28 protein-coding genes are annotated in these 24,976 nt (G+C 74.0%); 11 read left to right on the top strand and 17 right to left on the bottom strand.

All coding sequences use genetic code 11. The annotated features are described in order from the left end of the window. Nucleotides 1–28 precede the first annotated feature (28 nt). The 9 genes from ACQP04_RS06965 to ACQP04_RS06925 all read right to left on the bottom strand — a co-directional run bounded on the left by ACQP04_RS06965 (nt 29) and on the right by ACQP04_RS06925 (nt 8,220). Entirely contained in the window at nt 29–934 is a 906-nt protein-coding gene (locus ACQP04_RS06965; RefSeq protein ID WP_433506224.1) for an amidohydrolase family protein, read from the bottom strand. Then, nucleotides 931–1,416 carry an SsrA-binding protein SmpB gene (smpB, locus tag ACQP04_RS06960; RefSeq protein WP_037042716.1) on the bottom strand — a complete coding sequence of 162 codons (486 nt, stop codon included), beginning with the start codon at nt 1,414–1,416 and terminating at the stop codon, nt 931–933. The genes ACQP04_RS06965 and smpB overlap by 4 nt, the downstream gene beginning before the upstream one ends. A gap of 28 nt (nt 1,417–1,444) precedes the next feature. After that, nucleotides 1,445–2,359 (bottom strand): permease-like cell division protein FtsX, encoded by a 915-nt coding sequence (ftsX, locus tag ACQP04_RS06955; protein WP_433506223.1) that lies wholly within the window; start codon nt 2,357–2,359, stop codon nt 1,445–1,447. 37 nt (nt 2,360–2,396) lie between these two features. Then, the gene (ftsE, locus tag ACQP04_RS06950) at nt 2,397–3,086 is read right to left on the bottom strand and encodes a cell division ATP-binding protein FtsE (RefSeq protein WP_433506222.1); all 690 of its coding nucleotides are present in this window, start codon (nt 3,084–3,086) and stop codon (nt 2,397–2,399) included. An 81-nt stretch (nt 3,087–3,167) separates the two neighbouring features. After that, nucleotides 3,168–4,283: a peptide chain release factor 2 gene (gene prfB / locus ACQP04_RS06945; protein WP_037042721.1), complete on the bottom strand. Its 1,116-nt coding sequence runs from the start codon at nt 4,281–4,283 to the stop codon at nt 3,168–3,170. A gap of 73 nt (nt 4,284–4,356) precedes the next feature. After that, nucleotides 4,357–4,866 (bottom strand): PadR family transcriptional regulator, encoded by a 510-nt coding sequence (locus tag ACQP04_RS06940; RefSeq protein WP_037042723.1) that lies wholly within the window; start codon nt 4,864–4,866, stop codon nt 4,357–4,359. A 172-nt stretch (nt 4,867–5,038) separates the two neighbouring features. Beyond that, nucleotides 5,039–5,875 (bottom strand): leishmanolysin-related zinc metalloendopeptidase, encoded by an 837-nt coding sequence (locus tag ACQP04_RS06935; protein ID WP_433506221.1) that lies wholly within the window; start codon nt 5,873–5,875, stop codon nt 5,039–5,041. Between the two features lie 62 nt (nt 5,876–5,937). Beyond that, the gene (locus ACQP04_RS06930; protein ID WP_433506220.1) at nt 5,938–6,942 is read right to left on the bottom strand and encodes an acyl-CoA dehydrogenase family protein; all 1,005 of its coding nucleotides are present in this window, start codon (nt 6,940–6,942) and stop codon (nt 5,938–5,940) included. Between the two features lie 9 nt (nt 6,943–6,951). Then, nucleotides 6,952–8,220 (bottom strand): acyl-CoA dehydrogenase family protein, encoded by a 1,269-nt coding sequence (locus ACQP04_RS06925; RefSeq protein WP_433506219.1) that lies wholly within the window; start codon nt 8,218–8,220, stop codon nt 6,952–6,954. Nucleotides 8,221–8,296: 76 nt separating this feature from the next. Between ACQP04_RS06925 and ACQP04_RS06920 the strand changes: the two genes are divergently transcribed. Together ACQP04_RS06920 and ACQP04_RS06915 are read left to right on the top strand one after the other, a co-directional pair. Further along, nucleotides 8,297–8,539, top strand: coding sequence for a hypothetical protein (locus ACQP04_RS06920; protein ID WP_037042729.1), 243 nt, complete (start codon nt 8,297–8,299; stop codon nt 8,537–8,539). 11 nt (nt 8,540–8,550) lie between these two features. Next, nucleotides 8,551–8,943 (top strand): hypothetical protein, encoded by a 393-nt coding sequence (locus ACQP04_RS06915; protein WP_037042731.1) that lies wholly within the window; start codon nt 8,551–8,553, stop codon nt 8,941–8,943. On the opposite strand, the gene ACQP04_RS06910 is transcribed toward ACQP04_RS06915, so the two are convergent. Together ACQP04_RS06910 and ACQP04_RS06905 are read right to left on the bottom strand one after the other, a co-directional pair. Further along, a complete protein-coding gene (locus ACQP04_RS06910; RefSeq protein WP_433506218.1) occupies nt 8,940–9,698 on the bottom strand; it encodes a tyrosine-protein phosphatase in 759 nt (252 codons plus the stop codon). The two genes, ACQP04_RS06915 and ACQP04_RS06910, sit on opposite strands and share 4 nt — an antisense overlap. Before the next feature lie 47 nt (nt 9,699–9,745). Continuing rightward, the gene (locus tag ACQP04_RS06905; RefSeq protein ID WP_433506217.1) at nt 9,746–10,513 is read right to left on the bottom strand and encodes a hypothetical protein; all 768 of its coding nucleotides are present in this window, start codon (nt 10,511–10,513) and stop codon (nt 9,746–9,748) included. Nucleotides 10,514–10,617: 104 nt separating this feature from the next. On the opposite strand from ACQP04_RS06905, the gene ACQP04_RS06900 reads away from it, so the two are divergent. Then, nucleotides 10,618–12,072, top strand: a complete 1,455-nt coding sequence (locus ACQP04_RS06900; protein ID WP_433506216.1) for an AMP-binding protein — start codon at nt 10,618–10,620, stop codon at nt 12,070–12,072. A 256-nt stretch (nt 12,073–12,328) separates the two neighbouring features. Here the strand turns inward: ACQP04_RS06900 and soxR are convergent, their stop codons facing one another. Then, on the bottom strand, nt 12,329–12,793 hold the full coding sequence (gene soxR, locus ACQP04_RS06895; RefSeq protein WP_433506215.1) for a redox-sensitive transcriptional activator SoxR: 465 nt from the start codon (nt 12,791–12,793) through the stop codon (nt 12,329–12,331). A gap of 322 nt (nt 12,794–13,115) precedes the next feature. On the opposite strand from soxR, the gene ACQP04_RS06890 reads away from it, so the two are divergent. Both ACQP04_RS06890 and ACQP04_RS06885 read left to right on the top strand, forming a co-directional pair. Then, entirely contained in the window at nt 13,116–13,970 is an 855-nt protein-coding gene (locus ACQP04_RS06890; protein ID WP_433506214.1) for a transglycosylase SLT domain-containing protein, read from the top strand. A 221-nt stretch (nt 13,971–14,191) separates the two neighbouring features. Beyond that, nucleotides 14,192–16,273 (top strand): acyltransferase family protein, encoded by a 2,082-nt coding sequence (locus ACQP04_RS06885; protein WP_433506213.1) that lies wholly within the window; start codon nt 14,192–14,194, stop codon nt 16,271–16,273. A gap of 5 nt (nt 16,274–16,278) precedes the next feature. On the opposite strand, the gene ACQP04_RS06880 is transcribed toward ACQP04_RS06885, so the two are convergent. Beyond that, nucleotides 16,279–16,503 carry an RNA-binding S4 domain-containing protein gene (locus ACQP04_RS06880; RefSeq protein WP_037042737.1) on the bottom strand — a complete coding sequence of 75 codons (225 nt, stop codon included), beginning with the start codon at nt 16,501–16,503 and terminating at the stop codon, nt 16,279–16,281. Between the two features lie 73 nt (nt 16,504–16,576). Between ACQP04_RS06880 and ACQP04_RS06875 the strand changes: the two genes are divergently transcribed. Beyond that, nucleotides 16,577–17,518 (top strand): NAD(P)H-dependent flavin oxidoreductase, encoded by a 942-nt coding sequence (locus tag ACQP04_RS06875; protein ID WP_433506212.1) that lies wholly within the window; start codon nt 16,577–16,579, stop codon nt 17,516–17,518. 1 nt (nt 17,519) lies between these two features. On the opposite strand, the gene ACQP04_RS06870 is transcribed toward ACQP04_RS06875, so the two are convergent. The 4 genes from ACQP04_RS06870 to ACQP04_RS06855 all read right to left on the bottom strand — a co-directional run bounded on the left by ACQP04_RS06870 (nt 17,520) and on the right by ACQP04_RS06855 (nt 20,715). Continuing rightward, complete coding sequence (locus ACQP04_RS06870; protein ID WP_433506211.1) at nt 17,520–17,987, bottom strand: DUF3592 domain-containing protein; 468 nt, start codon at nt 17,985–17,987, stop codon at nt 17,520–17,522. A 31-nt stretch (nt 17,988–18,018) separates the two neighbouring features. Continuing rightward, the gene (locus ACQP04_RS06865) at nt 18,019–18,828 is read right to left on the bottom strand and encodes an HTTM domain-containing protein (protein ID WP_433508324.1); all 810 of its coding nucleotides are present in this window, start codon (nt 18,826–18,828) and stop codon (nt 18,019–18,021) included. After that, complete coding sequence (locus tag ACQP04_RS06860; protein ID WP_433506210.1) at nt 18,825–19,148, bottom strand: hypothetical protein; 324 nt, start codon at nt 19,146–19,148, stop codon at nt 18,825–18,827. The genes ACQP04_RS06865 and ACQP04_RS06860 overlap by 4 nt, the downstream gene beginning before the upstream one ends. Nucleotides 19,149–19,299: 151 nt before the next feature. Further along, entirely contained in the window at nt 19,300–20,715 is a 1,416-nt protein-coding gene (locus tag ACQP04_RS06855) for a phytoene desaturase family protein (protein ID WP_433506209.1), read from the bottom strand. A gap of 94 nt (nt 20,716–20,809) precedes the next feature. Between ACQP04_RS06855 and ACQP04_RS06850 the strand changes: the two genes are divergently transcribed. From ACQP04_RS06850 to ACQP04_RS06830, 5 genes are all read left to right on the top strand, one after another. Next, nucleotides 20,810–21,646: a class II aldolase/adducin family protein gene (locus ACQP04_RS06850; protein ID WP_433506208.1), complete on the top strand. Its 837-nt coding sequence runs from the start codon at nt 20,810–20,812 to the stop codon at nt 21,644–21,646. 135 nt (nt 21,647–21,781) lie between these two features. Beyond that, nucleotides 21,782–22,996, top strand: coding sequence for a cytochrome P450 (locus ACQP04_RS06845; RefSeq protein WP_433506207.1), 1,215 nt, complete (start codon nt 21,782–21,784; stop codon nt 22,994–22,996). A gap of 22 nt (nt 22,997–23,018) precedes the next feature. Next, complete coding sequence (locus ACQP04_RS06840; RefSeq protein WP_433506206.1) at nt 23,019–23,684, top strand: TetR/AcrR family transcriptional regulator; 666 nt, start codon at nt 23,019–23,021, stop codon at nt 23,682–23,684. Further along, nucleotides 23,681–23,881, top strand: coding sequence for a ferredoxin (locus ACQP04_RS06835; RefSeq protein ID WP_433506205.1), 201 nt, complete (start codon nt 23,681–23,683; stop codon nt 23,879–23,881). Before ACQP04_RS06840 ends, ACQP04_RS06835 begins: the two co-directional genes overlap by 4 nt. Nucleotides 23,882–23,973: 92 nt before the next feature. After that, a complete protein-coding gene (locus tag ACQP04_RS06830; RefSeq protein WP_433506204.1) occupies nt 23,974–24,915 on the top strand; it encodes a helix-turn-helix domain-containing protein in 942 nt (313 codons plus the stop codon). Nucleotides 24,916–24,976: the final 61 nt, after the last annotated feature.

The following is a 24,976-nucleotide window of genomic DNA, read 5'->3' as shown; positions in this document are numbered from 1 at the left end:
CCCCTAGAGGGCACTCGCCGCTCACGGGTCAGAGGCGCAGGAGACGGGTGCCCGTGCCGTGGAGGACCGAGCGGAGGAAGGGTTCGCCGAGCCGGTCGTCCGCGGCCGCCCAGCCGGCGATGGCGCGGAGCTGCTCGGCGTAGGGGTACGGGATGTTCGGGAAGTCGCTGCCCAGGACGACCCGGCCGGGGATCTCGGCGAGCCGCGCGGGCCAGTCCGCCGGCAGCGGCGCGAACGCCTCGGCGTAGGGCGTGCCGACCATCGTGGTGTCGAGGTGCACGTTCTCGTAGCGGTGCACCAGCCCCAGCGCGGCGTGGAAGTCCGGCATCCCGGCGTGGGCGAGCACCGCCGTGAGCCGTGGGTGGCGGGCCAGGACCTCGCCGAAGACGTCGAGCCCGGTGTGCTCGCCGGGGATGGGCCCGTGCCCGCAGTGCACGATCACCGGGACGCCGGCCTCGGCCAGCAGGCCCCACGCCCCGTCGAGCAGGGGGTCGCGCGGGTCGAAGGCCCCCACCTGGACGTGCACCTTCACCGCCCGCGCCCCGCCCTCGACGGCGGCGCCCAGGTACTCCTCGACGCCGGGCTCGGCGTAGAGGGTGGCCGTGCGGACCGCGGCCGGGGTGGCGGTCGCGAACTCGGCCGCCCACTCGGTCAGCCACGCCGCCATACCCGGCTTGTGCGGGTAGACCAGCGGCGCGAACCGCAGCACGCCGAGCTTCTCCAGCGTGGCGACCCGCTCGGGCTCGGGCGTGCGGTACTGGATCGGCCAGTCCATGCCGTAGTGCGTGCGGGCCTGGTCGAAGTAGGCCCACACCTTGTTCAGGACCCGCTCGGGCAGGAAGTGCACGTGGACGTCCACGAGCCCGGGCAGGCCGAGGTCGGCGATCCAGCGGGGGACGTCGTCGTCCGACGTGGGCGGCGCAGGGAGCGTCACGAGAGCGACCTCGCCCGGCCCTTCGCGGCGCGGCCGATGGCCCGGGCCATGTCCCGCTCGGCGTCCTTCTTCGCCAGGTCCTGCCGCTTGTCGTAGGTCTTCTTGCCGCGGGCCAGCGCGATCTCGCACTTGACCTTGCCGTCGCTGAAGTAGAGCGACATCGGGACGAGCGTGAGCCCGCCCTCGCGGATCTTGCCGATCAGCCGCTCGATCTCGTACTTGTGCAGCAGCAGCTTGCGGGTGCGCCGCGGCTCGTGGTTGGTCCAGCTGCCGTGCGTGTACTCGGGGATGTGCAGGCCGCGCAGGAACACCTCGCCGTCGTCGACCGTGGCGTACGCGTCGACCAGCGAGGCCCGGCCCAGCCGCAGGCTCTTCACCTCGGTGCCCATGAGCGCCACACCGGCCTCGAACTCCTCGAGCACCGCGTAGTCGTGACGCGCGCGCCGGTTCTGCGCGATCACCTTGCGGCCTTTCTCCTTCACCCCTCCAGCCTACGCGGAGGTGGTCACCTCACACCTTCACATAGAGACGCAGGGTGACGTAGCCCGTGATCCCCGCGATCACGGCGCCGATCGGGACCAGGTACGCCGAGACCGTCAGGACGTCGGCGAGCGTGACGGGCGGGATCACGCCGTTCTGCGCGATCCCGGCCAGCAGGGAGTCGATGAAGGCGACCTTCCCGACGAGCAGCCCCACGCCCGCGAGCACCGCACCGACTACGCCGGTGATCACGGCCTCGACCAGGAACGGCAGCTGGGTGTACCAGCGGGTGGCGCCGACCAGCCGCATCACGCCCACCTCGGTGCGGCGGGTGTAGGCGGAGACCTGGACCGTGTTGGAGATCAGCATCAGCGCCGCGACGGCCTGCACCAGGGCCAGCGCGAAGGTCACGTTCCGCACGCCGCCGAGGAAGTCGAACAGCTTGGCGACGACGTCCCGCTGGTCGATCACGGTGCGCACGCCGACCTGGTTCTCCATGGCCTGCTTCACCGCGGCCGCGCCGGCCTCGGTCGACCCGTCCTGGTCGACGAGCTTGACCCGCAGCGTGGCCGGCAGCGACTGCGGCCGGGCGAGCTCGGCGACCGACTGTCCGGCGAACAGCTCCTGGAAGCGCTCGTACGCCTCCTGCTGGTTCTCGTACGTCACGCCCGCCACCAGCGGCGAGTTCTCCAGGGTGGACCGCAGGCCCGCGCAGATCGGCTGGGTGCAGTCCGTGTCCGCGGTGGACACGTCCTGGGTGAGCGCGACCCGGATCTCCAGGCGGTCGGAGTAGATGGCCTCGGTGGCGTCGATCGTCTTCACCGCGAGCAGGCCGGTGCCGACCATGAGCAGCGAGATCGCGGTGGTCAGCACCATCGCCACGGTCATCGTGACGTTGCGGCGCAGGCCGCTGGCGACCTCCCGGACGACGAAGTCGGTCCTCATGGCGCCTCCGCGGGGAGGAGTACGTCGACGGTGCCCACTACCGGCCCACCCCGTACACCGCGTGGGCCTCGTCCCGGACGACGCGGCCCATGTCCAGCTCGACCACCCGCCGTCGCATGGAGTCGACGATGGAGTGGTCGTGGGTCGCCATGACGACGGTCGTGCCGGTGCGGTTGATCCGCTCGAGCAGCAGCATGATGTCCTGGCTGGTGTCGGGGTCGAGGTTGCCGGTGGGCTCGTCGGCCAGCAGGACCAGCGGGCGGTTCACGAACGCGCGGGCGATCGCCACGCGCTGCTGCTCGCCGCCGGAGAGCTCGTGGGGCATCCGGTCGGCCTTGCCCTCGAGCCCGACGAGCTCGAGCACCTCGGGCACGACCTTGCGGATCGTCGAGGGCGACTTGCCGATCACCTCGAGCGCGAACGCGACGTTCTCACCCACGGTCTTGTTCGGGAGCAGCCGGAAGTCCTGGAACACCACGCCGATGCGCTGCCGCAGCCGGGGGACCTTGCGCCGCGGCAGCTTCGCGACGTCGAGGTCGGTCACCCAGATCTTGCCGCGGGTCGGGACGTCCTCCCGCAGCAGCAGCCGCAGGAAGGTCGACTTCCCGGAGCCGGACGGCCCGATGAGGAAGACGAACTCGCCCTTGTCCACCTCGACCGAGACGCGGTCCAGCGCGGGCCGCGTCGAGGTCTTGTACATCTTGGTGACGCGCTCCAGCCGGATCACGGCCGGGACGTTACCGGCGGATCATGACCGGGCCGTCACCCGACAGGCCCCCTCGGCGCAGCAGCGCTACCGCTCGTCCGATTACGCGTTCTCCGCCTCGAGCTGCTGGTTGCGACGCCAGCGGATGCCCGCCTCGATGAAGCCGTCGATGTCGCCGTCGAGCACCGCACCCGGGTTGCCGACCTCGAACTCGGTCCGCAGGTCCTTGACCATCTGGTACGGGTGCAGCACGTAGGAGCGCATCTGGTTGCCCCAGCTGGAGCCGGAGTCCTTGAGCGAGTCCATCAGCGCCCGCTCCTCCTCGTGCTTGCGCGCGAGCAGCTTGGCCTGCAGCACGACCATCGCGGTGGCCTTGTTCTGGATCTGGGAGCGCTCGTTCTGGCAGGACACCACGATCCCGGTGGGGATGTGGGTCAGCCGGACCGCGGAGTCCGTGGTGTTGACGCCCTGCCCGCCGGGCCCGGAGGACCGGTAGACGTCGACGCGCAGGTCCTTCTCGTCGATCTCGACGTGGTCCGTCGACTCGACGACCGGGGTGACCTCGACGCCGGCGAACGACGTCTGGCGGCGGCCCTGGTTGTCGAACGGCGAGATGCGGACCAGCCGGTGCGTGCCCTGCTCGATCGACAGGGTGCCGTACGCGTAGGGGGCGTGGACCTGGAAGGTCGCGGACTTGATGCCCGCCTCCTCCGCGTAGGAGGTGTCGTAGACGTCCACCCCGTAGCCGTGCCGCTCGGCCCAGCGCAGGTACATGCGCATGAGCATCTCGGCGAAGTCCGCGGCGTCGACCCCGCCCGCCTCGGAGCGGATCGTCACCAGCGCCTCGCGCTCGTCGTACTCGCCGGAGAGCAGGGTCCGGACCTCGAGCGAGGCGATCTCCTCGCGGAGCTTCGTGCGGTCCCGGTCCGCGTCGGCGATCGCGGACTCGTCCCCCTCGTCCTCGGCCAGCTCGTAGAGCACGGGGAGGTCGTCGAGCCGGCGGCGCAGGTCCTCGACCCGGCGCAGCTCGGCCTGGGCGTGCGAGAGCCGGCTGGTGACCTTCTGCGCGGCCTCGGTGTCGTTCCACAGGTCGGGGGCGCCCGCCTGCTCCTCGAGGTCCGCGATCTCCGCCTTGAGCGCGGGGACGTCGGTGACCGCCTCGATGCCCTCCAGGGTGGTTGCGAGGTCCTTCAGGTCGGCTGCCACGTCGGGGTTCACAACGCTCCAGGCTACGCGGGCACGCGAGGGCGGTGCGGCGGGAGGGTTGGGGCCCGGGTGCGTCGCCGGGGTGTCAGTCGAGCGGGATCGCGTCGAGCAGCTTCACCATCGCCCGGGTGTGCGCGACGGTGAAGTCCGCGACCGCCTTGCGGTACGGGTCCTCCTCGCCCCGGGCGGCGGCGCGGGACTCGGCGAGCCGCGCCGTGTAGACCTCGCGCGAGGTGCCGACCAGCTCGGCCCGCTGCTTCACGGTGAGCTGGCCGGCGTGCAGCAGCCGCAGGACGAGCGGGCTGCGTAGCGCGTCGCCGCCGCTGCCGTGGTGCAGCCACGCCTTGAACGCCCGCTTGCCCGCCGCCGTGATCACGTACTGCTGCGACGCCCGCGGCCCCTGCTTGCCCAGCCGCAGCAGGCCGGCCTCGGCCATCACCGGCAGCTCGCGGTAGACCTGGCTGCGGGTCACGGTGAAGAAGGAGCCGAAGCGCTCGCCGGCGGCCGCGACGAGCTGGCCGCCCGTCATCGGACCGCTGTGGAGCAGTCCGAGCAGAGCCGCGGCTGTGGCGTTGACTGCGGGTGGGGCCGGCATCTCCCAACGGTCCCACGAGCGGCGGGGTTCCGCATTCCACAGTGGCCCCCGACCTGCGAGTTCGGACGATCACGACGGCTGTGCAACCGGGGTGCGTACCCCGCGGACGCGGGCCCACACCTCCCCTCGACGGGTGGCGTGAGCGGGCTGCGGGGCGACCGGTGCGGCGCGGTCAGACGTGGAGGGCGGCCTCGGGCAGGACGTGCGCGGTGGGGCGCCCGACCCGGCACCGCCGCCCCGACCGGCCGACGATCGCGGCGGACCCCTCCGCGCCGGCGGGCAGGCGGTAGCGCTCGGCCGCCTCCAGGTCCACGACGTACCCGAGATCGCCCAGGCCGGCCACCGTGACCCGCGAGATCGGGTTGCCGGCCTCGGCGATGAAACCGCTCATCAGCTCGTCGCCGAAGACCGACTCCCGCCAGTGACCGTCGCGCGTGCCGGGTCCGCCCGTGTTCTCCACGGGCACCCCGCCGCTGCCGCCGAGCGCGGTCCACTCCGCGACCGCGCCGGTGCCGGTGAAGACCGGGTCCGCCGTGCCCGCGCCCGACAGCAGGCCGAGCCGGGACCAGAGGGTGCCGATGCCGAGGACGTGGCCCATCTCGTGGGTGATGACGTCGTCGAGCGTCCCCTCGCTCTCCATCCGGGCGAGGTCCGCGGTGTCGAACTGCATCTGCCCGACGGCGGGGAGCAGCCCCGCGGAGACCGGCCGCAGCTGCGTCGGACCGGCCTGGCCGAGGATCTGTCCGGAGCCGTCGATGTCCGCGCCCGAGGCGAGGATCAGCACGTCGTCGATCGTCTCGCCGTCCACGACGGCGGCCGGGAGGTCGCCGACGATCATCCGGGTCCAGCGGTCCGCCGCGGCCGCGAAGGCCTCCTGCTGGCGCGCGTCGAGCCCGCCGGTGAAGCGGACGTCGATCGTGAACGGCGACGCGGCGGCGGCGACGCCGGGCGTGCCGGCCGCGGCCTCGACTGCGCGGGCCGCGTCGGCGACCGCCCGGTAGCTCTCCATCCCATGATCGTGCCGGGGCCCGGCGGCGGCCGCCACGGGGCGCGCCGCCGGCTCCGCCGACGTCAGAGGGTGAGCGCCGCGATCCGCTCGCGGTGCTGGTCCACCCCGCCGTACAGCCCGGCCAGCCGCTTGGCGCGCTTGTAGAAGAAGTGCGCCTCGTGCTCCCAGGTGTAGCCGATGCCGCCGTGGTACTGGATCATCGCGGCGGTCGACTGCAGTGCCACGTCGCTCGCCTTGGCCTTGGCGACGGCGACGGCCAGCTCGGCGTCGTCGAGCCCGGCGTCCACGGCGTGGGCGGCGTAGAGCGCTGCGTGCTCGGCCATCGTCACACCGACGTGGATGTCCGCCAGCGCGTGCTTGAGCGCCTGGAAGGACCCGACGGGCACGCCGAACTGCTCGCGCTCGCGGTCGTAGGCGACCGTCCGGCTCAGCGCCTCACGGGCGATCCCGACCAGGTCGGCGGCGGCGAGCACGGTGGCCCGGGCCGTCAGCTGGGCGGCGGCGTCGCCCGGCAGCGGCTCCACGTCCGCGACGTCGAGCGTGGCCAGCCGGGTGGTGCGGTCGTAGGACCCGACCGGGCTGGCCTGCGCGTCGGTGGCCAGGCCGAGCCCGTCGGGGGTCCGGACGACCACGACGTCGGCGATCGCCCCGTACTCCACCGCGGGGACGACGCCGGGGGCGTCGCCGCGCAGCCCGACGGCGCCGGTCGCGTCGCCCGAGGCGAGCCGCGGCAGCCAGGCCGCCTTCTGCTCGTCCGACCCGGCGAGCCGGATCGCCTCGGCGGCGAGGACGGTCCCGCGCCACGGGCCGGGCGCGACGCCGGCGCCGAGCGCCCGCGCGATCACCTGTGCCTCGACCAGGCCGAGGCCCAGCCCGTCGTGCTCCTCGGGGACGGTGACGGCGAGCCAGCCCTGCTCGGCCGCGGCCTTCCACAGCGACCCGGGGTTGCCGTCGCCGTCGGCGTCCTCGAAGACGCGGCGCACGGCTTCCATGTCGAACCGCTCGGCGAGGTAGGTCGTGACCGCCGCGCCGAACTCCTGCTGGTCCTCGGTGAGGGCGAAGAACATGCCGGGCTCCTACCGGGGCAGGCCGAGCACGCGCTCGGCGGTGACGTTGCGCTGGACCTGCGACGAGCCGCCCCAGATCGTGACCGACCGGGACCACATCGCCTGCGCGTTGAGCGGGCGCAGGTCGAGGTCGCCGAGCGCCTCGAGGGTGTCGTCCTCGCCGAGGACGTCGTCGTAGACCTCCCAGAGGTCCTGGAAGGCCTCCGACCACTGCAGCTTGGTCATCGACGCCTCGAAGCCCAGGTCGCGGCCCCGCTCGGTCTGCGTGAGGACGTGCATCGAGTGCAGCCGCAGGCACTCCAGCTCGGTGAGGACGCCGGCGAGCTTGTTGCGGATCACCGGGTCGGTGTCGCGGCCGAGCTTCTTCGCGACGGCGGCGATCTCGTCGTACTGCCGGCGGAACTCGGTGTACTGCGAGATGCCCGAGGCGCCGCGCTCGAAGGACAGCAGCAGCATCGCGGTGCGCCAGCCCTCGCCGATCTCGCCGAGGACGTCCGTGGCCGGAACCCGGGCGTCGTCGAAGAAGACCTCGCCGAACTCGCTGGCGCCGGACATCTGCTTGAGCGGCCGGGCGTCGACGCCGGGCTGGTGCATGTCGATGAGCAGCATCGAGATGCCGCGGTGCTTCTGGCTGCCCGGCTCGGTGCGGACCAGCGTGAAGATCTTGTCGCCGTGCACGGCGTTGGTGGTCCACACCTTCTGCCCGTTGACGACGAAGTCGTCACCGTCGCGGACGCCGCGGGTGGACAGCGCCGCGAGGTCCGACCCGGCGCCGGGCTCGGAGAAGCCCTGGCACCAGATCACCTCGTTGCGCAGCATCGGGCCGATGATCTCCTTCTTCTGCGCGTCCGTGCCGATCGCCATCACGGTGGGCGCGAGGAAGGTGAGGCCGAGCGGGTTGACCGTGCGCGGGGCGTCGGCCAACACCATCTCGACGTCGTAGATCGCCTTCATGCCGGGTGTGCCGCCGCGGCCGCCGAACTCCGTCGGCCACTGGATGCCCGCGAAGCCGGCGAGCGCCTTGTCGCGCTCCCAGTCGCGGCGGAGCCGGAAGCTCTCCTCGTCCGGGAGCGACTCCCAGAAGCCCGGGCGGCGCCACTCGTCCGGGATGTTCGCCGAGAGCCAGGAGCGCAGCTCGCTGCGGAACTCCTCCTCGGCGGCGGTGAAGGTGAGGTCCATCGTCGAGACCCTCCTGCGTGCGGAACCGGGTACGGCGAGCCGGTCCTCGTCGACCGCCGCGCCGCCGCCCAGCCTGACATACCCGTCGGTAACCTGCATCGGCCGAGGTGGCCCTCATCCGGACGCGCACCGCCTTCCGGTCGACGGCCCGGTATGCGCCCAGTAGCCTGACGGTATGCGCAGCGAGCGGGTGACCGTCACCCTGCCGGCCGAGCTGGTCGCGGAGGCCCGGGAGGCGGTCCGCAACGGGAGTGCGGCGAGCCTGTCCGCCTATGTGGCGGAGGCCGTGCAGGCACGGCAGTCACGCGATCGGTCGCTCGCTACTCTGGCCGACCTGTACGGAGGTCCCCCACCGGCGGACGAGCTCGACGCGGCGCGCAGGTCGCTGCGGCTCGTGCCTCCCGTGGCCGTCGGCTGAAGGGCGCGCACATGATCGGCGGAAGAGTGCTGGACGCCAGCGCGCTCCGGGCGTTCGCGACCGGCCGGCCCGTCTACATGCGCGCCCTGGTGTGGGCCGCCGTGGAGGAGAACCTCGTGCTCGCGGTGCCGTCCGCGGCGCTCGGCCGCGCGTGGTCGCAGCTCGAGCCCGAGCACCACGCCGCCCTGCAGGTCCTGCTCGGCCTGCCCAACACCGTGATCCACGACCTCAGCCCGGCGATGGCCCAGGAGTCCGGGCTGCTGCTCGCCGCCACGGGGCAGGACGACATCGTGGCCGGGCAGGTCGTCACCACCGCCCGGCACCGGGGCTGGCCCGCCGTCACGGGCGACCCCGGCGCCCTCCGCAAGCTCGACGGCGCGGTGCCGATCGAGGAACTGCCCTAGACCAGGCGGTCGCGCAGGGCGGAGAGCTCGTCGCCTGTGAGGCCGTTGGCCTGCAGCCAGCCCGCTGCACCGCCGTCGCGCTCGTCGAGCGTGGCCAGCACCTGTTCCATCGCGACCGCGCGCGGGCTGTGCCGGTCGATCTCCTCCGGCCCGGGCATCTCCGCGCCGGACAGGGAGGTCCAGCGCCGGAACATCGCCTCGATCTTGGTGGCGGACAGCGCGTAGTCCTCGACGACGGCCTCCCGCTCGACCCCGACGGCGTCGAGCACCATCGCCACGAGGGTCCCGGTGCGGTCCTTGCCCGCGGCGCAGTGCACCAGCGCGGCCCCGTCCGCGGCCGCGAGCCGCCGGACGGCGCCGACGACGTTCGGGCCGCGATCGCGCAGGTAGCCGAGGTAGTTCGCGACCATCGGGTGGACGTCGTCGCCCACCTCGGGCAGCTCCCGCCCGGACTCCGGGATGAACGTGAACTGCACGGTCTCCACGCCGGCGCGGGCGAGCTCGGTCTCGCCGTGCTCGGCGATCTCGCGGTCGGTCCGCAGGTCGAGGATCAGCCGCAGGCCGAGGCCGTCGACGAGCTGCCGGACGTCGCCCGGCGTCACGTGGTCGAGCGACTCGCTGCGCAGCAGCACACCGGTGCGGGTGTACCCGCCGTCGACGAGTGGCAGGCCGCCGACGTCCCGGATGTTGCTGAGGCCCTCGAAGCGCAGCCAGCGGTCGGCGGAGGTGGTCGGCACGGCGGCGGCGTCGGTCACCACCCCACGGTAACGGCGGTTCCTCCGTATCGCGGGTGACCGGCGTCTCACCCCAGGAGCTTCTGCGCACCCGCCTGCGCCACCGTGAGCGGGTCCGGGAGCGCGGGCAGCCCGTCCTCGGGGGCGAGCACGGTGAAGTTCATGACGACCTCGCCCTCGCGGACCGAGATCATCACGACGTCGAAGCCCTCGCCGCCGATCCGCCAGCCGGTCGCCTCGTCGTGGCCCAGGTCGGCGCGCAGGTCCTCGGCGGGCGCGATGACGGCCGGGCGCCCGTCCACGTGGCCCTCCGAGCAGGACATGCTCGCGACCGACGCGCGGTAGGCCTCGGTGGCGCCCGCCTCGTCGCCGTAGACGCTCACGGTCTCCTGGACCAGGCCGCTCGTGCTCTCCGCGGCGGCGCCGACCCGCACGGCGAACGGGAACTGCGCGACGACGCCGGGCCCGCCGCACAGCGCGGGGGTCGCCGGGTCCGGCCGCGGCTCGTCCCCCGCCGTGAACTCCGGACCGATCTCCGCGGGCGTGAGCAGGAAGGGGCGCAGGCCGTCGGCGGCGGCGTCCATCCCGGGGTCGGAGACCGGGGCCCGCGACGCGCCGCCCGACGACACGGGGCGCGGCGGCGCGGCCGCCTGCCGCTGCGGCAGGACCTCCTGGGCGGCCGCCGGGGCGGCCGGGGCCGCCTGAGCAGCCGGGACCGCCGGGGCCGCCGGAGCCGGCGCGTCGACGCGGGGATCGGCGGAGGCCGCGCCGCACGCGCTGATCGCGAGAACGGCACCGAGCACGGCGGCGGAGAGGGCGGCGGGCAGGAGTCGCACACCGGGAAGTCTTCGCCGGCCGGGGCGGCACGTCGGGGAGGCCAGCACCACCTCGGCACGGCGGAGGCATGTGCATTATCACCGCGAGGGCGCAGGATCGGGTGGTGATCCCCGACGAGACCCCACTCGGCTGCACGATCGACCTGCTCGCGGAGCAGGACCCCGACGCCGTCGCCCTCCTCCATCCCGCCGGCACCACCACCCGCGCCGAGCTCGCCGCCGGCTCGAGCCGGGCCGCCCGGGAGCTCGCCGCGCTCGGGGTGCGCGAGGGATCGCTGGTCACGATCGGGCTGCCGAACAACGCCTCCTTCTACGCCGCCGTCGTCGGGGCGTGGAAGCTCGGCGCCGTCCCGCAGCCGGTCTCGGCGAAACTGCCGCCCGCCGAGCTCGCGGCGTTGATCGAGATCGCCGACCCGCCCGTCGTCGTCGGGCTGCCGACGCCGGACGGGCGCCCCTCGCTGCCCGCGGACTGGGTGCCCGACCCGACCCTCGACCCCGGCCCGCTGCCGCCCGCGGTGCCGCCGACCTGGAAGGCGCCGACCTCGGGCGGGAGCACCGGGCGACCGAAGATCATCCTGGCCGGGAACGAGGGCCGGTACGGGGTCGTCACGCAGGCGGCCGAGCGGCTGCGCCTCGAGGGCGAGGGCGAGGTCTTCGCCGTGACCGCGCCGCTCTACCACAACGCACCGTTCATGTTCTCTCTGATCAGCCTGCTGCGCGGGGGCACGGTGCTGGTGCTCGACCACTTCGACGGCGCCACCGTGCTCGAGGCCGTCGACCGGCACCGCGTGACCTGGCTCTACGCCGTCCCGACCCTGATGGGCCGGCTGCTGCGGCTGCCGGAGGAGGTGCGGGCCGCCGCCGACGTGTCGTCGGTGCGGACCCTGCTGCACGTCGGGGCACCGTGCCCGGAGCACGTCAAGCGCGGGTGCCTCGAGTGGTTCGGACCGGAGACCGTGCTCGAGCTGTACGCGGGCACCGAGTCGCAGGCCAGCTGCATGATCGACGGCGTGGAGTGGCTGGCCCACCCGGGCTCGGTGGGACAGGTGGTGTCCGGCGAGATGCGGATCGGCGACGAGGATGGGAGGCCGCTGCCCGTCGGCGAGGTCGGCGAGGTGTGGATGAAGGTGCCCGAGTCGCCGTACCGGTACCTCGGCGCGGTCGCGCGGGGCCGCGACGGCTGGGAGTCGCTCGGCGACATGGGCCGGATGGACGCCGAGGGCTATCTCTACCTCGCCGACCGGCGCAGCGACATGATCCTCGTCGGCGGGTCCAACGTGTACCCGGCCGAGGTGGAGGCGGCCCTCGACGCGCACCCGGCCGTGCTGTCGTCGTGCGTGATCGGGCTGCCCGACGACGACCTGGGCTCGCGGGTGCACGCGATCGTCCAGCTCGACCACGGCTCGACCGTCACCGACGAGGAGCTGCGCGCACACGTCGCGGGGCGGCTGGCCCGGCAGAAGGTGCCCGCGACGGTCGAGCGGGTCGACCACCCGCTCCGCGAGGACACGGGCAAGGTGCGCCGCTCCGCCCTCCGCGCCGAGCGGCTGCCGGGCTGAGGCACGGCGCGACTCGCGCGGGGCCGGAGCCCGACTCGCGGCACCCCGGTCCCGCGAGTCGGCACTTTCACGTCACCGAACCACACATCTCCGTCGTCTCCCGGGAACGCACACTCGGTCGCCTGGAACTGCCGACTCGCGGTGCTGGAACTCCCGACTCGCGGTGCTGAAACTCCCGACTCGCGGTGCTGGAACTCCCGACTCGCGGGGTGGGAGGTGCCGATTCGCGGGGTGGGAGGTGTCGACTCGCGCGGCGTCAGATGGTGGGGCCGCGGCGGAGGGCGGCGGGGAGCATGCGGGCGCCGTCGCCCGCGGAGGCCGCGCGGTCCTCCGGGTTCATCAGCCGGCAGCGGGCGAGGGAGAGGCAGCCACAGCCGATACAGGAGTCGAGCCCGTCCCGCAGCGCGACCAGGGCGTCGATCTGCTCGTCGAGCCGGCCCCGCCAGGTCTTGGACAGTCGGGTCCAGTCGGTCTTGGTCGGCGTGTGGTCGGCGGGGAGCTCGTGGAGCGCGGCACGGACGTCGTCGAGCCCGATGCCGATCGAGCGGGCGGCCCGGATGAACGCGAGCCGGCGGAGCACTCCCCGCTCGTAGCGCCGCTGACCGCCCGACGTCCGGGTGGCGCTCACGAGCCCCTCGCGCTCGTAGAACCGGAGCGCCGAGTGCGGGAAGCCGCTGCGGGCGACGACCTCCCCGATGGTCAGCAGGTCCTTCGCGTGCACGGCGCCTCCCGAGAGCTGAAGCTCGATTCACGTCCACCCTACGCGTCGGTAGCGTCCGGTCGCGCCCGGTGACCGTTCACCGCAGGAGACGCGGAACACCCTGCCGGTGGACGGCGCGACGAACGGCCGCGGAGCAGCGGCGACAGGCAGTCCCGGGGCTTGTGTCCGGGGGTTCACCATCCGTAGTGTCCCCGGCAGTCATCACGGTCCGATCACGAGCGGACGGTGGAGCCGGAGTCCCCGACCGGCTCCCCGGGACCCCCGACCCGGGTCCGCCCGAGACCGTCCGTGGACGTGAAGAGAACGCGAAAGGCTCAACACCTTGGCTGGCCACCGCTCCCCAGGCGGCCGGCGTGTCACCGGAGACCCGGCTCCCCACCGGGTCCCCACGAGGCACGCCGCCAGGCACGCGACCGCCCCCGGTCGCGTCGCCCCCCGACGCACCGTCGCGTCCACGACGGCTGCTGTCGGCGCCGCGTTCGGCGTCCTCTCGACGGGCACGTTCGCGGCCGTCACCTCCACCGGGGTCCCGGCGATCGCCGACGCCGCGGAGACCTCCACGGCCGCCACGCAGCTGGCCGCGAACTCCGAGGCCCTTCAGGTCGACCCGGCGGACGTCCCGCTCACCGGCGCGCACCTGAGCCCGGTCGCCTACTCGGTCGCCGGCATCGACGACCCCGGCCCCGCCGAGGCGGACCCCGAGGCGATCACGGACGTGGAGCTGGCCTCGCTGGACAAGGCCGGCCGGATCGCCGACCAGATCGCGGAGCAGCAGGCCAAGGAGGCCGCCGAGGCCGCGGCCCGGGCCGAGCTCGACGCGCTGATCTCCCGCGGCGGCGTCGACGGCTGGATCGCCCAGGCCCTCGAGATCTGCGACCTGCCGCAGGACCTCGCGCCGAGCGTCAAGAAGATCATCATGGCGGAGTCCGGCGGCAACCCGCGGGCGATCAACCTGTGGGACTCCAACGCCCGCGCCGGCCGCCCCTCGCAGGGCCTGATGCAGGTCATCCCCTCGACCTTCCGGGCCTACGTGCACCCCAGCCTGTCCGGCCGCGCGATCACCGACCCGGTCGCCAACATCACCGCGGGCGTGCGCTACATGATCGCCAACTACGGCCTCGACACCCTCGAGGCCGGCGGCCGCAGCAACGGCTCGGGCGGGTACGTGGGCTACTGAGCCCACCGACCGCGATCACCACCGATGCCGCCGGAACCGGGTCCCGTCGCGCGGGGCCCGATCTTCCGGCTTACAGTCAGAGCGAACCGGATCGTCACGAGGGGTGACGAGCCGGCCCTGCCTCCCCTCGCCCCGCCCCCGCCGCGGGGCCCGCCCGGAGCGCCCCCGGGACCGGACGGGCGTACGAGCTGGGCCGGAGGAGGCGACAGCGGAGGGACCGGATGACAGCGATGCGGCCCGACCCCGTCGATCCCGCCTCCGATCCCGTTCCGCACCTCACGCCCGCCCCGGCCGCCGCGGCCACGGAGCGTGCCCGGCGCTTCCGCCCCGAACTGCAGGGACTGCGCGCGCTCGCGGTGCTCCTCGTCGTCGCCTACCACGTCTGGTTCGGCCGGGTCTCCGGCGGCGTCGACGTCTTCTTCGTGATCTCCGGCTTCCTCATCACCGGACAGCTCTTCCGGGCCGCCGCCCGCGGCCGGCTCCGCTTCCGGCCGACGTGGGCGCGCCAGGCCGCGCGCCTGCTGCCGGCCGCGTTCACCGTGCTGGTCGTGAGCGCGGTCGCGGGAGCGCTGCTGCTCCCCGAGGCCCGCTGGCAGCAGACGCTGCACGAGCTGTTCGCGTCGGCAGTGTTCCTGGAGAACTGGCAGCTCGCGGCCGACTCCGTGGACTACGCGGCCCAGCACAACACCCAGAGCGTGGTCCAGCACTTCTGGTCGCTGTCGATCCAGGTGCAGTTCTACGTCGTGTGGCCGCTGCTGATCGCGGTGGTGGCCCTGGTCGCCGGCCAGGCCGGGGAGCGGCTGCGCGGGCACCTGCTGCTCACCCTGAGCGGCCTGTTCGCCGCCTCGCTGACCTTCTCGGTCGCGCTCACGATCACCAACCAGCCGCTCGCCTACTTCCACTCGCTCACCCGCGTGTGGGAGTTCGCGCTCGGCGGCCTGCTGGCGCTGACGATCGACGCGATCGCCCTGCCCCGCCGCTGGCGGGTCGTGCTCGGGTGGGTCGGCGTCGTCGGGCTCGTCGCCTGCGGCGCGCTGCTGCGGGTCGACGCCGTGTTCCCCGGCATCGCGGCGCTGTGGCCCACCGGCGCGGCGTGCCTGGTGCTGATCGCCGGCATGACCGGCAGCCGGATCGGGGCCGACCGGATCCTCGCCTCCCGGCCCGTCGGCTACCTCGGTGACCTGAGCTACTCGCTCTACCTCTGGCACTGGCCGGTGCTGATCTTCTTCCTGGTCGTCCGCGACCAGGAGACCGTCGGGCTGCGCGGCGGGCTGGCCATCGTCGGGCTGTCGATCGTGCTCGCGGTGCTCACGCACCACCTGATCGAGGAGCCGATCCGGCGGGCGCCGCTCACCGACCGGACGCGCTGGCGGGGCGCGGCCGCCGGGCTCGCGGTCGTCCTGCTCGCCGGCGGCGTCTGGCAGTTCGAGGCCGCCCAGCGGGCGAACGACACCGCCGCGGTGGGCGACACCGACCACCCCGGGGCGATGGCCATCCACTCCGGCTCGATCGACGACGTCGACCCGGCCGTCGAGCTGATCCCCCCGATGGTCACGGCGCCGGACGACTTCTACCAGTTCACGGGCTGGGCCTGCGCTCCGATGATCCGCTACCCGACCGCCGAGGCCTGCACGTCGCCCCGGCCGGATCCCGCGGTCCCGCCGGCCAAGCGGATCGTCGTGGTCGGGGACTCGCACTCCCAGCAGTACACCGCCGCGCTGGCCCCGGTCGCGCAGCGGAACAACTGGGAGCTGATCGACATGCTGAAGGGGGCCTGCCCCTTCTCCACCGCGTCCGAGGTGGACCCGGCCGACCTGGACTGCCTGAACTGGAACGCCGCGGTGGTCGACGAGATCGCCGACCTGCATCCCGACGCCGTGTTCACACTGGCCAGCCGGGACGTCCGGGCCGGGCTCACCGAGGTCACCCCGCCCGGCTTCGTCGCCGCCTGGCAGCGGATGAACGAGCTCGGAATCCCGGTGATCGCCGCGCGGGACAACCCGCGCTTCGACACGTCGTTCAGCCCGCCGGACTGCCTGCAGCAGCGCGGCCGCGGTGCCGCCGAGTGCGGCGTGCCCCGCGCGGACGTCTACGGCCCGATCCCGCCGTACCAGCTGGTCCCGGACGTCCCGCCGAACGTGACCTTCCTGGACTTCTCCGACCACCTGTGCGACGCCGCGCTCTGCCCGGCCGAGATCGGCAACGTGCTCGTCTACATGGACTTCAACCACGTCTCGGCCACGTACATGACCTCGCTCGCGCCGGTCATGGAGGAGCGGCTGCACCAGGCCCTGGGCTGGTAGCCCCGCTATCCGACGGGCCGCGCCCGCCGGCCGTGCACGGCCACGACCTGCCCGCGGCGCAGCTGGGCGCCGCGCCGGGTCTCCGCGCGGCCGTCGACCATGACCTCGCCCGCCTCGACCAGCTCCCGGGCGTGCACGCCGTCCTCGGCGAGGCCGGAGAGCTTGAGGAACTGTCCGAGCCGGATCGGCTCGGTCGCGATCGGGACGTCCTGGATCGGCGTGGCTGCCATGGCCCGATCCTCGCACCGGGGACGTTTCCCGTGGACCCTGGCCACTGAGTGAACGTTCGTTTAGCCTGCGGTGGTGACCTTCGCCAACCGCGTGACCCAACTGCTGGGCGTCGACGTCCCGATCCTGCAGGCCCCGATGGGCTACATCGCCAAACCCCGGCTCGTCGCCGCGGTGTCCGAGGCCGGCGCGATGGGCCTGGTCCCCGGCTCGCTCGGGGTCGACGAGGTGCGCGAGGACATCCGCCGCACCCGCGACCTCACCGACAAGCCGTTCGGCGTGAACCTGCCGCTCGCCTTCGTCAAGGACCCGGCGATCGTCGACATGATCGTCGAGGAGGGCGTCCGCTTCGTGACGACGTCTGCGGGCTCCCCCACCGCCCACACGCCGCGGCTGAAGGAGGCGGGCCTGACCGTCTTCCACGTCGTCCCGTCCCTGCGCGGCGCGCAGAAGGCGATCGAGGCCGGCGTCGACGGACTGGTGGTCGAGGGCAGCGAGGGCGCAGGGTTCAAGGCGCCGCGCGAGGTGTCGTCGATGGTGCTGCTGCCCCTGGTCGCGGCGCAGGTCGGCGTGCCGATCGTGGCCGCGGGCGGGATCGCCGACGGCCGGTCCATGGCCGCCGCGTTCGCCCTCGGCGCCGAGGGCGTCCAGATGGGCACGCGGATGGTTGCCACCGAGGAGTCCCCGGTGCACCGCACCATGAAGGACGCCGTGGTGGCGGCCGCCGAGACCGACACCATGCTGATCAACAAGCACAACGGCAAGCAGGTCCGGGTGCTGCGCACCGAGGCCACCGCGCCGTTCGAGATCGCGACCGAGGGCGACCCGATGGCCCTGCTCGGCAACATCCACGGGCTCTACCGGGACGGCGACCTCAACGCCAGCCTCGCCCAGCTGGGTCAGGTGGCCGGCCGGATCGGCGCGGTCGAGCCCGTCGCGGAGATCGTCCGGCGCACGGTGGCGGAGTTCGAGGAGACGCTCGGCGGCCTGGCCAAGCGGTACCTCGAGGGCGCCTGAGTCAGGTCGCTCCCCCGCGGACCAGTTCGTCGGCGTCGGCGGGCGGCTCCGGCTCGCGCCACCGCCCGTACTTCCCCACGAACACGGCCACCAGCAGCAGCCCGGTCAGCGGGATCACGATCTGCCGCCAGGGCCAGCCGTCCCCGGCGAGCTCGGCCCGCGCCGGGTCGCGGGGATCGACGACGACGTCGACCGTGTCGCCGACGTCGAGGTCCTTGCGCGGCGTGGTGACCCAGGCCGTGCCGCCGAACCGGGCCGTGTCGACCTCCACGCGGTCGGCCCGGCCCGGGGACGTGTGCCGGACGGCGACGACGGTTCCCCGGTCGGGCTCGCCGCGCATGCCGAGCACGTGGTCGTCCCAGGCGGCGGACCCGGCCGTCTGCAGCACCACGCCCGTCATCACCAGGGCGGCGACGCGCACGAGCAGCACGCCGTACCACCGCAGGCTCTCGACCCGCCGCGCCTCCACGGCCGGTCCTCGTCGGAACCGGGGGTCGGCGTTAACCGGACGCCGGAGAGCCCTCCGGGATCCGGCGCTCCACGAACCGCGGCAGCCGGTCGACGAAGAGCAGGTAGCCGCCGGTCGTGGTGGCCGCGAAGCACGTCAGCTCCACGACCGCGATCAGGCTGTCGCTGATCCAGCCGATCATGCACAGGTGCAGCAGGAGCCCGAGCGCGATCGCGACGGGCCGCGTCCGCCGGAACCACAGCGCCACCGAGACGAACAGCTCCGTGGCCACCGCGCCGACGGCCATCGCCACCAGCACGGGCAGGACCAGCAGCAACCGCGGCGCGAGGGCCGAGTCGATTCCCCACGACGCCAGTCCGTTGCCGGAGAGGAAGTCGAGGCTGAGCTTCCCGAGGGCGGCGTAGACGTAGACGATCGTGATCTGGGCGCGCATGAGGTGGACCGGCGGCGCCCACACGCCGTCGGCGTACCGGCGCGGGCGCAGCGCGAGGTCGGTGTCGCAGCGCGTGCAGGAGATCAGGAGCGACATCGTGGCCAGCAGGTAGGCGCCGTTGCCGTAGTAGCCCGCGCCCCACATCAGCAGCAGGACGCACACGCCGACGGTGGCGGCGGCCGGGCGGGCCCGCACACCCAGCACGACGAGCACCGCGGCGGCCAGCATCACCAGCCCGACGACCGTCCACACCGGCGTGGGCAACGCCGGCAGGAAGGAGTAGAGCGGGTGCGGGCGGTTGCCGAGGTACGGGTTGGCGGTGAGGGCCAGCGCGCGCACCACGGCGACCAGCCCCAGCACGATCCGGTACGCGGCGAGCGGCCGGCCCGGCACGGTCTCGGGGATCATCCGCACGGCTGCACGCTCTCGAGGTCGGTGTCGTAGAACCGGGTCACCGAGGTCAGCTCGGGGTGCCGCGCGCACAGCCGCTCCGGCGTCTGCGGCCCGTAGTGGATGCCGGACCACGGCCGCCCGACCTCGCCCGGGTCGAGGTCGACGTGCGTGCCGTCCATGGTCGCGCCGACGTAGCGGTAGTCGGTCGAGGACTCGACGAACATGCTCCAGGCGTAGTGCCGCGGGGTCGAGGTGGTCGCCAGCGAGGCGGCCGGGATCACGATCTCGAGGGCCAGCACCCCCACCAGCAGCCGGGAGGCCAGCGCTCGGTTCATCGGGCCGACCGTAGTGCGGTGAAACGCCGGCCGAGCGCGGTCGCGGGCCGGCTGCGGTCGGCGGTGGCCGAGCCGCGCTGATCCGTCCCGCTCGTCCGGTCGGCGTCGTGGTGCCCGGATCGGCGGGCGCGCCGGCGGCGATCGGCGGACGTCAGCGACGCAGGTGCCGCAGGGCCCGTGCGGCCGCGTGCGCCCCGCACATCCCGTGCGCGCCGGCGCCGGGCGGGGTGGCGGCGGAGCAGAGGTACACGCCGGGGACGCCGGTGTCGTACGGGGTGAGCGTGACGCGGGGCCCGACCAGCAGGCGCACCGCCCGCGTCGATCCGGTGACGATGTCGCCGCCCACGAAGTTCGGGTTGTACCGGGCCAGCTCCGTGGTGGTCCGCACCGCGGTCCCGACGACGCGGTCGCGGAAGCCGGGCGCGAACCGCTCGAGCTGCGCGGTGATCGCCTCGGTGGCGTCGCCCGCGTACCCGTGCGGGACGTGCGCGTAGGCCCAGACCGGGTGCACGTCCCCGACCGAGCGGCGCGGGTCGGCGAGGTACTGCTGCCCGACCAGCACGAACGGCCGCTCCGGCAGCCGGCCCGCGACGATCTCGTGCTCCCCGGCCGCGACCTCCTCCAGCGGGCCGCCCAGGTGCACGGTGCCGGCGCGGGCGGCGGCCGGGTTCCGCCAGGGCACCCCGCCCTCGACCGCGAAGTCGACCTTGAACGCCCCCGGCCCGTGCCGGAAGCGTCGGTAGGCCCGGGCCACCCGGCGGGGCAGCCGGTCGCCGAGGATTCCGGCGACCGCGCCCGGAGCCAGGTCGAACAGCACGACGTCGGCAGGGGCCAGCTGCGCCGCGGAGGTCACCCGGACGCCCGTCTCGATCCGCCCGCCGTGCTCGACCAGCACCGCCGCGAGCGCGTCGGAGATCGCGCGCGAGCCGCCGGCCGCGACCGCCCAGCCGTGCCGGTGCCCGGCGGTGAGGATGCCGAGGCCGATCGCCGAGGTCAGCGGCCGCTCCAGCGGGTGGAACGCGTGCGCCGCGACGCCGGCGAAGAGCGCCCGGGCCTGCGGGGTGGCGAACGCGCGGGCCAGGACGGTTGCCGGCAGCAGCGTCGGCAGGCCGAACCGGGCGAGGTCGAGCGGGTGCGACGGGATCCGCAGCAGCGGGCCCAGGACGTCCTCGGCCAGGGCGTCGTAGCGCGCGGCGGGCCCGCCGAACAGCGCGGACCAGCGCCGGCCGTCCCGGCCCAGTCCCCGGGCCGTCTCCCCGACGGAGCGGTGCAGCACGCCGGCCGTGCCGTCGTCGAGCGGGTGGACGCAGTCGATCTCCGGCCAGCGCCACTCGAGGCCGTACTTCTCCAGCTGCAGGTCCTGCAGCGCCGGCGAGCCGACGGCCATCGGGTGCACCGCCGAGCAGTGGTCGTGCAGCAGCCCGGGCACGATCGCCTCGCCCGTGCGGGTGCCGCCGCCGATCTCCGCCGCCGCCTCCAGGACGGTGACCTCGACGCCCGCACGCGCCAACAGCGCCGCCGCCGTGAGCCCGTTGGGGCCGCTGCCGACCACGACCGCAGTGCTCACGGCCGCGACCCTAACGCCAGGGCCGCCGGCACCCGCGCAGCAGGAGCCCGCGCACCCGTTGACGGGCCGGGGCGGCGAGGCGCACCGTCGGAGGATGGCTGCACCGACGACGTCCGCACCCACCTCCGCTCCCGACAACGGGGGTATGCCCTCCTTCGAGCCCACCCAGGAGGGCATCGCCCTGCCGCGCCCGCCCGAGTTCGCGACCGTCGAGGAGGAGCGGCTCCACCGCAAGCAGCAGCTCGCTGGCGCGTTCCGGATCTTCGGCAGGTTCGGCTTCGGGGAGGGCATCGCCGGGCACATCACCGTGCGCGACCCGGAGCACGAGGACATGTTCTGGGTGAACCCGTTCGGCATGTCCTTCCGGCACATCCGCGTCTCGGACCTGATCCTCGTCGACCACACCGGGCGGGTCCGGTACGGCAACAGGCCGGTGAACCGGGCCGGGTTCGTGATCCACTCGGCCGTCCACAAGGCCCGGCCGGACGTCGTCGCGGCGTGCCACGCGCACTCGGTGTACGGCAAGGCCTGGTCCTCGCTCGGCCGGCCGCTCGACCCGATCACGCAGGACGCGTGCGCGCTCTACGAGAACCACACGGTGGTCACCGAGGGGGCGGGCGCGGTCGTGGTCGACGAGGAGGCGGGCCGGTTGCTCGCCGAGGGCCTCGGCGACAACGCCATGTGCTTCCACCGCAACCACGGGATCTTCACCGTCGGCCACACGGTGGCCGAGGCGGCGTGGTGGTTCGTCAGCACCGAGCGCAACTGCCAGGCCCAGCTGCTCGCCGAGGCCGCCGGCACGCCGACGCTCGTCGACCCGGAGAACGCGCGCTTCACCCGCGAGCAGACCGGCGGGCACTACGCCGGCTGGTTCGCCTTCCAGCCGCTGTGGGACGAGGTCGTGCGGACCGACCCGGACCTGTTCGACTGACGACCGCCGGCGACGGGAACCTCGGCATGCGCGCCGGGGTTCCCGTTCCGGACGTGACCTTCCACGGGGTGACTCAAATCAAGCGGTTGATTTAGAGTGGGACCAGCCCGACCGCCCACCACCGGAAGGACCGCTGTGACCCTCTCGGAATCCGGCACCGACGAGCTGCACTACCCGCTGCCCGCGCCGGACCCGCTCGACCCGCCGAAGGAGTGGGCCGAGCTGCGCGACCGCTGCCCGGTCGCCACGGTGACCCTGCCCAGCGGCGACCACGCGCAGCTGCTCACCCGCTACGACGACGTCAAGCAGGTCCTCTCCGACCCCCGCTTCCCCCGCGTCGGCGGTGGGCAGGGCGCGCGGATCTCCGACTCCGGCGGCGTGTTCGACAGCGACATGGCGAGCGTGCTCCCGCAGAGCGGCCCGGCGCACCAGCAGTGGCGCCGCCTGGTCATGCGCTGGTTCACCGCGAAGCGGATGGCCGCGCTCCGGCCGCGGATCGGGGCGATGGCCGACTCGCTGATCGACGAGATGCTGGCGCACGGTCAGCCGGCGGACCTCAAGGCCGCGCTCGGCTTCCCGCTCCCGGTCTGGGTCATCTGCACGATGCTCGGCGTGCCGGACTCCGACCGCGACAAGTTCTCGTACTGGTCGGACACGCTGCTCAACCTCACCCGGTACCGCCGGGACGAGATCGTGGCGGCGCAGACCGAGTTCCTCGGCTACATGCAGGCCCACGTGCAGGCCAAGCGCGCGCAGCCCGGCGACGACCTGCTCAGCGAGCTGACCACCGAGCCCACCGCGGACGGCACCCTCCTCACCGACGCCCAGCTCGTCGGCACCGGCCAGGGCCTGCTCGTCGCCGGGCACGAGACCACCGCGAACATGATCAGCAAGATGGTCGCGATGCTGCTCGCCGACCGCCGCCGCTGGGAGCAGCTGCTGGCCGACCCGTCGCTGGTGCGCACCGCCGTCGAGGAGTCGCTGCGCTTCGACGCCAACCCGGGCATCGGCATGCCCCGCTACATCGCCGAGGACGTCGAGCTCGGGAGCGCGGCCCTGCCCGCCGGCACGACCGTCATGTGCAGCATGGGGGCCGCGAACCGCGACGCGCGGGCGTTCGACGGCGCCGAGGAGATGGACCTGACCCGCTCGCCCAACCCGCACCTGAGCTTCGGCTCCGGCCCGCACTCCTGCCTCGGCCAGGCGCTCGCCCGCACCGAGCTGCAGGTCACGCTCGAGGTACTGCTGCGTCGGCTGCCCGGGCTCGACCTCGCCGTCCCGGTCGAGGAGCTGCAGCGGGTCGAGGGCCTGGCCGTCGGCGGGCTCCGCGAGCTGCCGGTGCGCTGGTGAGACGGTGAACGGGGATGTCGTGGTGACGGGGCCGCGGGCGAGCCGCGCCGAGGCCACCCGGGCGCTGATCCTCGCCGCCGCCGAGCGGCTCTTCGCCGAGCGCGGCGTGGCGGCGGTGTCGAACCGGCAGATCGGCGAGGCGGCCGGGCAGGGCAACACCGCCGTGGTCGGCTACCACTTCGGGGCCAAGGAGGACCTGGTCCGGGCCGTGGTGCGGCGGCACACCACACGGATCGAGGGCCTGCGGGCCGAGGCGCTCGCGGCGACCGAGGGATCGTCGGACGTCCGGGACTGGGTCGACTGCCTGGTCCGGCCGATGACCGACTACCTCGACGGCCTCGGCACGCCCACCTGGTTCGCCCGCTTCCACGCCCAGCTCACCACCGAACCCGCCTACCGCGAGATCGTCACGCAGGAGTCGCTCGGCTCGCCGGCACTGCTCGCGACGGCCGAGGGGCTCGACCGCTGCCTGCCCGACCTGCCCGCCGAGGTCCGCCTCGAGCGCGGCGACATGACCCGCCTGCTGATGGTGCACGGGTGCGCCGCCCGCGAACGCGCCCTCGCCGAGGGCGCCCCCACCCCCAGGACCACCTGGGACGCGACCGCCACGGGCCTGGTCGACGCGCTCGTCGGCCTCTGGCTCGCCCCGGCCACCGCGCCCGCCGCCACCGAAGGAGACCGAGCATGAAGGTGACCGTCGACGAGGACCGCTGCTGCGGCGCCGGGCAGTGCGTGATGCTCGCGCCGGACGTGTTCGACCAGCGCGAGGACGACGGGATCGTGGTGCTGCTCGAGGCCGAGCCCGACGCCGGTCAGCACCCGGCGGTCCGCGAGGCCGCGGACGTCTGCCCCGCGGGGGCGATCACGGTCCACGAGGACTCCTGACCGCGGCCGGTTGACCGGCACCGACGCGCCGGACGAGCATTCGGCGTGGGCGGCGATCCCCGCCGCCCACGCGGGCGCGAGGAGGTCGGCGGATGGCCGTCTGGGACGTCGCCGCCCGGCCCGAGCGTGAACAGTTCGGGTACTGGCACGAGGTCATCTGCCGCGCCTTCGTACCCCTGACCCCGCGCCGGGCCGACCGCGCCGCACCCGGCTTCGCCGCCCGCGTCGAGACGCGGCCGCTGCAGCAGGTCGTGCGTGCCCACATCGCCTCGCAGCCGCAGGCGACCCTGCACGGGCCGGCCGAGGTCGCCCGCACGGTGGGGGCCTTCTACTTCCTGAACCTGCAGGTCGCGGGCCGGTGCCGGGTCCGGCAGGGCGACGCCGACGCGGTCGTGGGGCCGGGCGAGTTCACCGTCGTCGACACCACCGAGCCGTACCGGTTCGACTTCGACGCGCCCTGGCGGATGGTCTCCTACCGGCTCCCCCACGAGCTGCTCGACGGCCGCCGGCTGCGGCCCCGGCTCGGCGGGCGGTGGGACGGGCGCGGCGCCGGCGGGGTCGTCAGCGCGATGATCGGCGCGCTCTGGGAGGTCGACGACGCCGGCCCGGCCGGCGCCGAACTGGAGCACGCCCTCGCCGCGGCCGTCACGGCCGCGGCGGCATCGGAGCCGCAGGCCCCGCCCGCCGAGCTGCTGCGGGTCGCGGTCCTGCGGTACGTCCACGGCCGGCTGGGCGACCCGGCCCTGTCCGTGGCCGCGGTCTGCCGCCGGTTCGCGGTCTCCCCGCGGACCCTGCACGCCGCCTTCGCCGGCTCCGGCGACACGTTCGCCGCGACCGTCCGGCGGCTGCGCCTCGAGCGGGCCGCCGCGCTGCTCGCCGATCCCGCCGACACCCGGACCGTCACCGAGATCGGCGCCTCGGTCGGCTTCGTCGACCCGGCCTCGTTCAGCCGGGCCTTCCGCCGCACCCACGGCTGCGCGCCGACGGACGTGCGCGAAGCTGCACGAACTGCACAGGTCCCGCGCACGGACTGACGAGACCGCCGCCCTGCGCGCCGGGAGCCTGGGGGCTCCCGCCGGACGCCGTCCGGCACCG

It is taken from the genome of Pseudonocardia halophobica, assembly GCF_050948485.1.
GTDB classification, from domain to species: domain Bacteria; phylum Actinomycetota; class Actinomycetes; order Mycobacteriales; family Pseudonocardiaceae; genus Pseudonocardia; species Pseudonocardia halophobica.
Note: the sequence above shows the minus strand (reverse complement) of the source record. Positions and strands in the feature narration are given on the sequence as shown.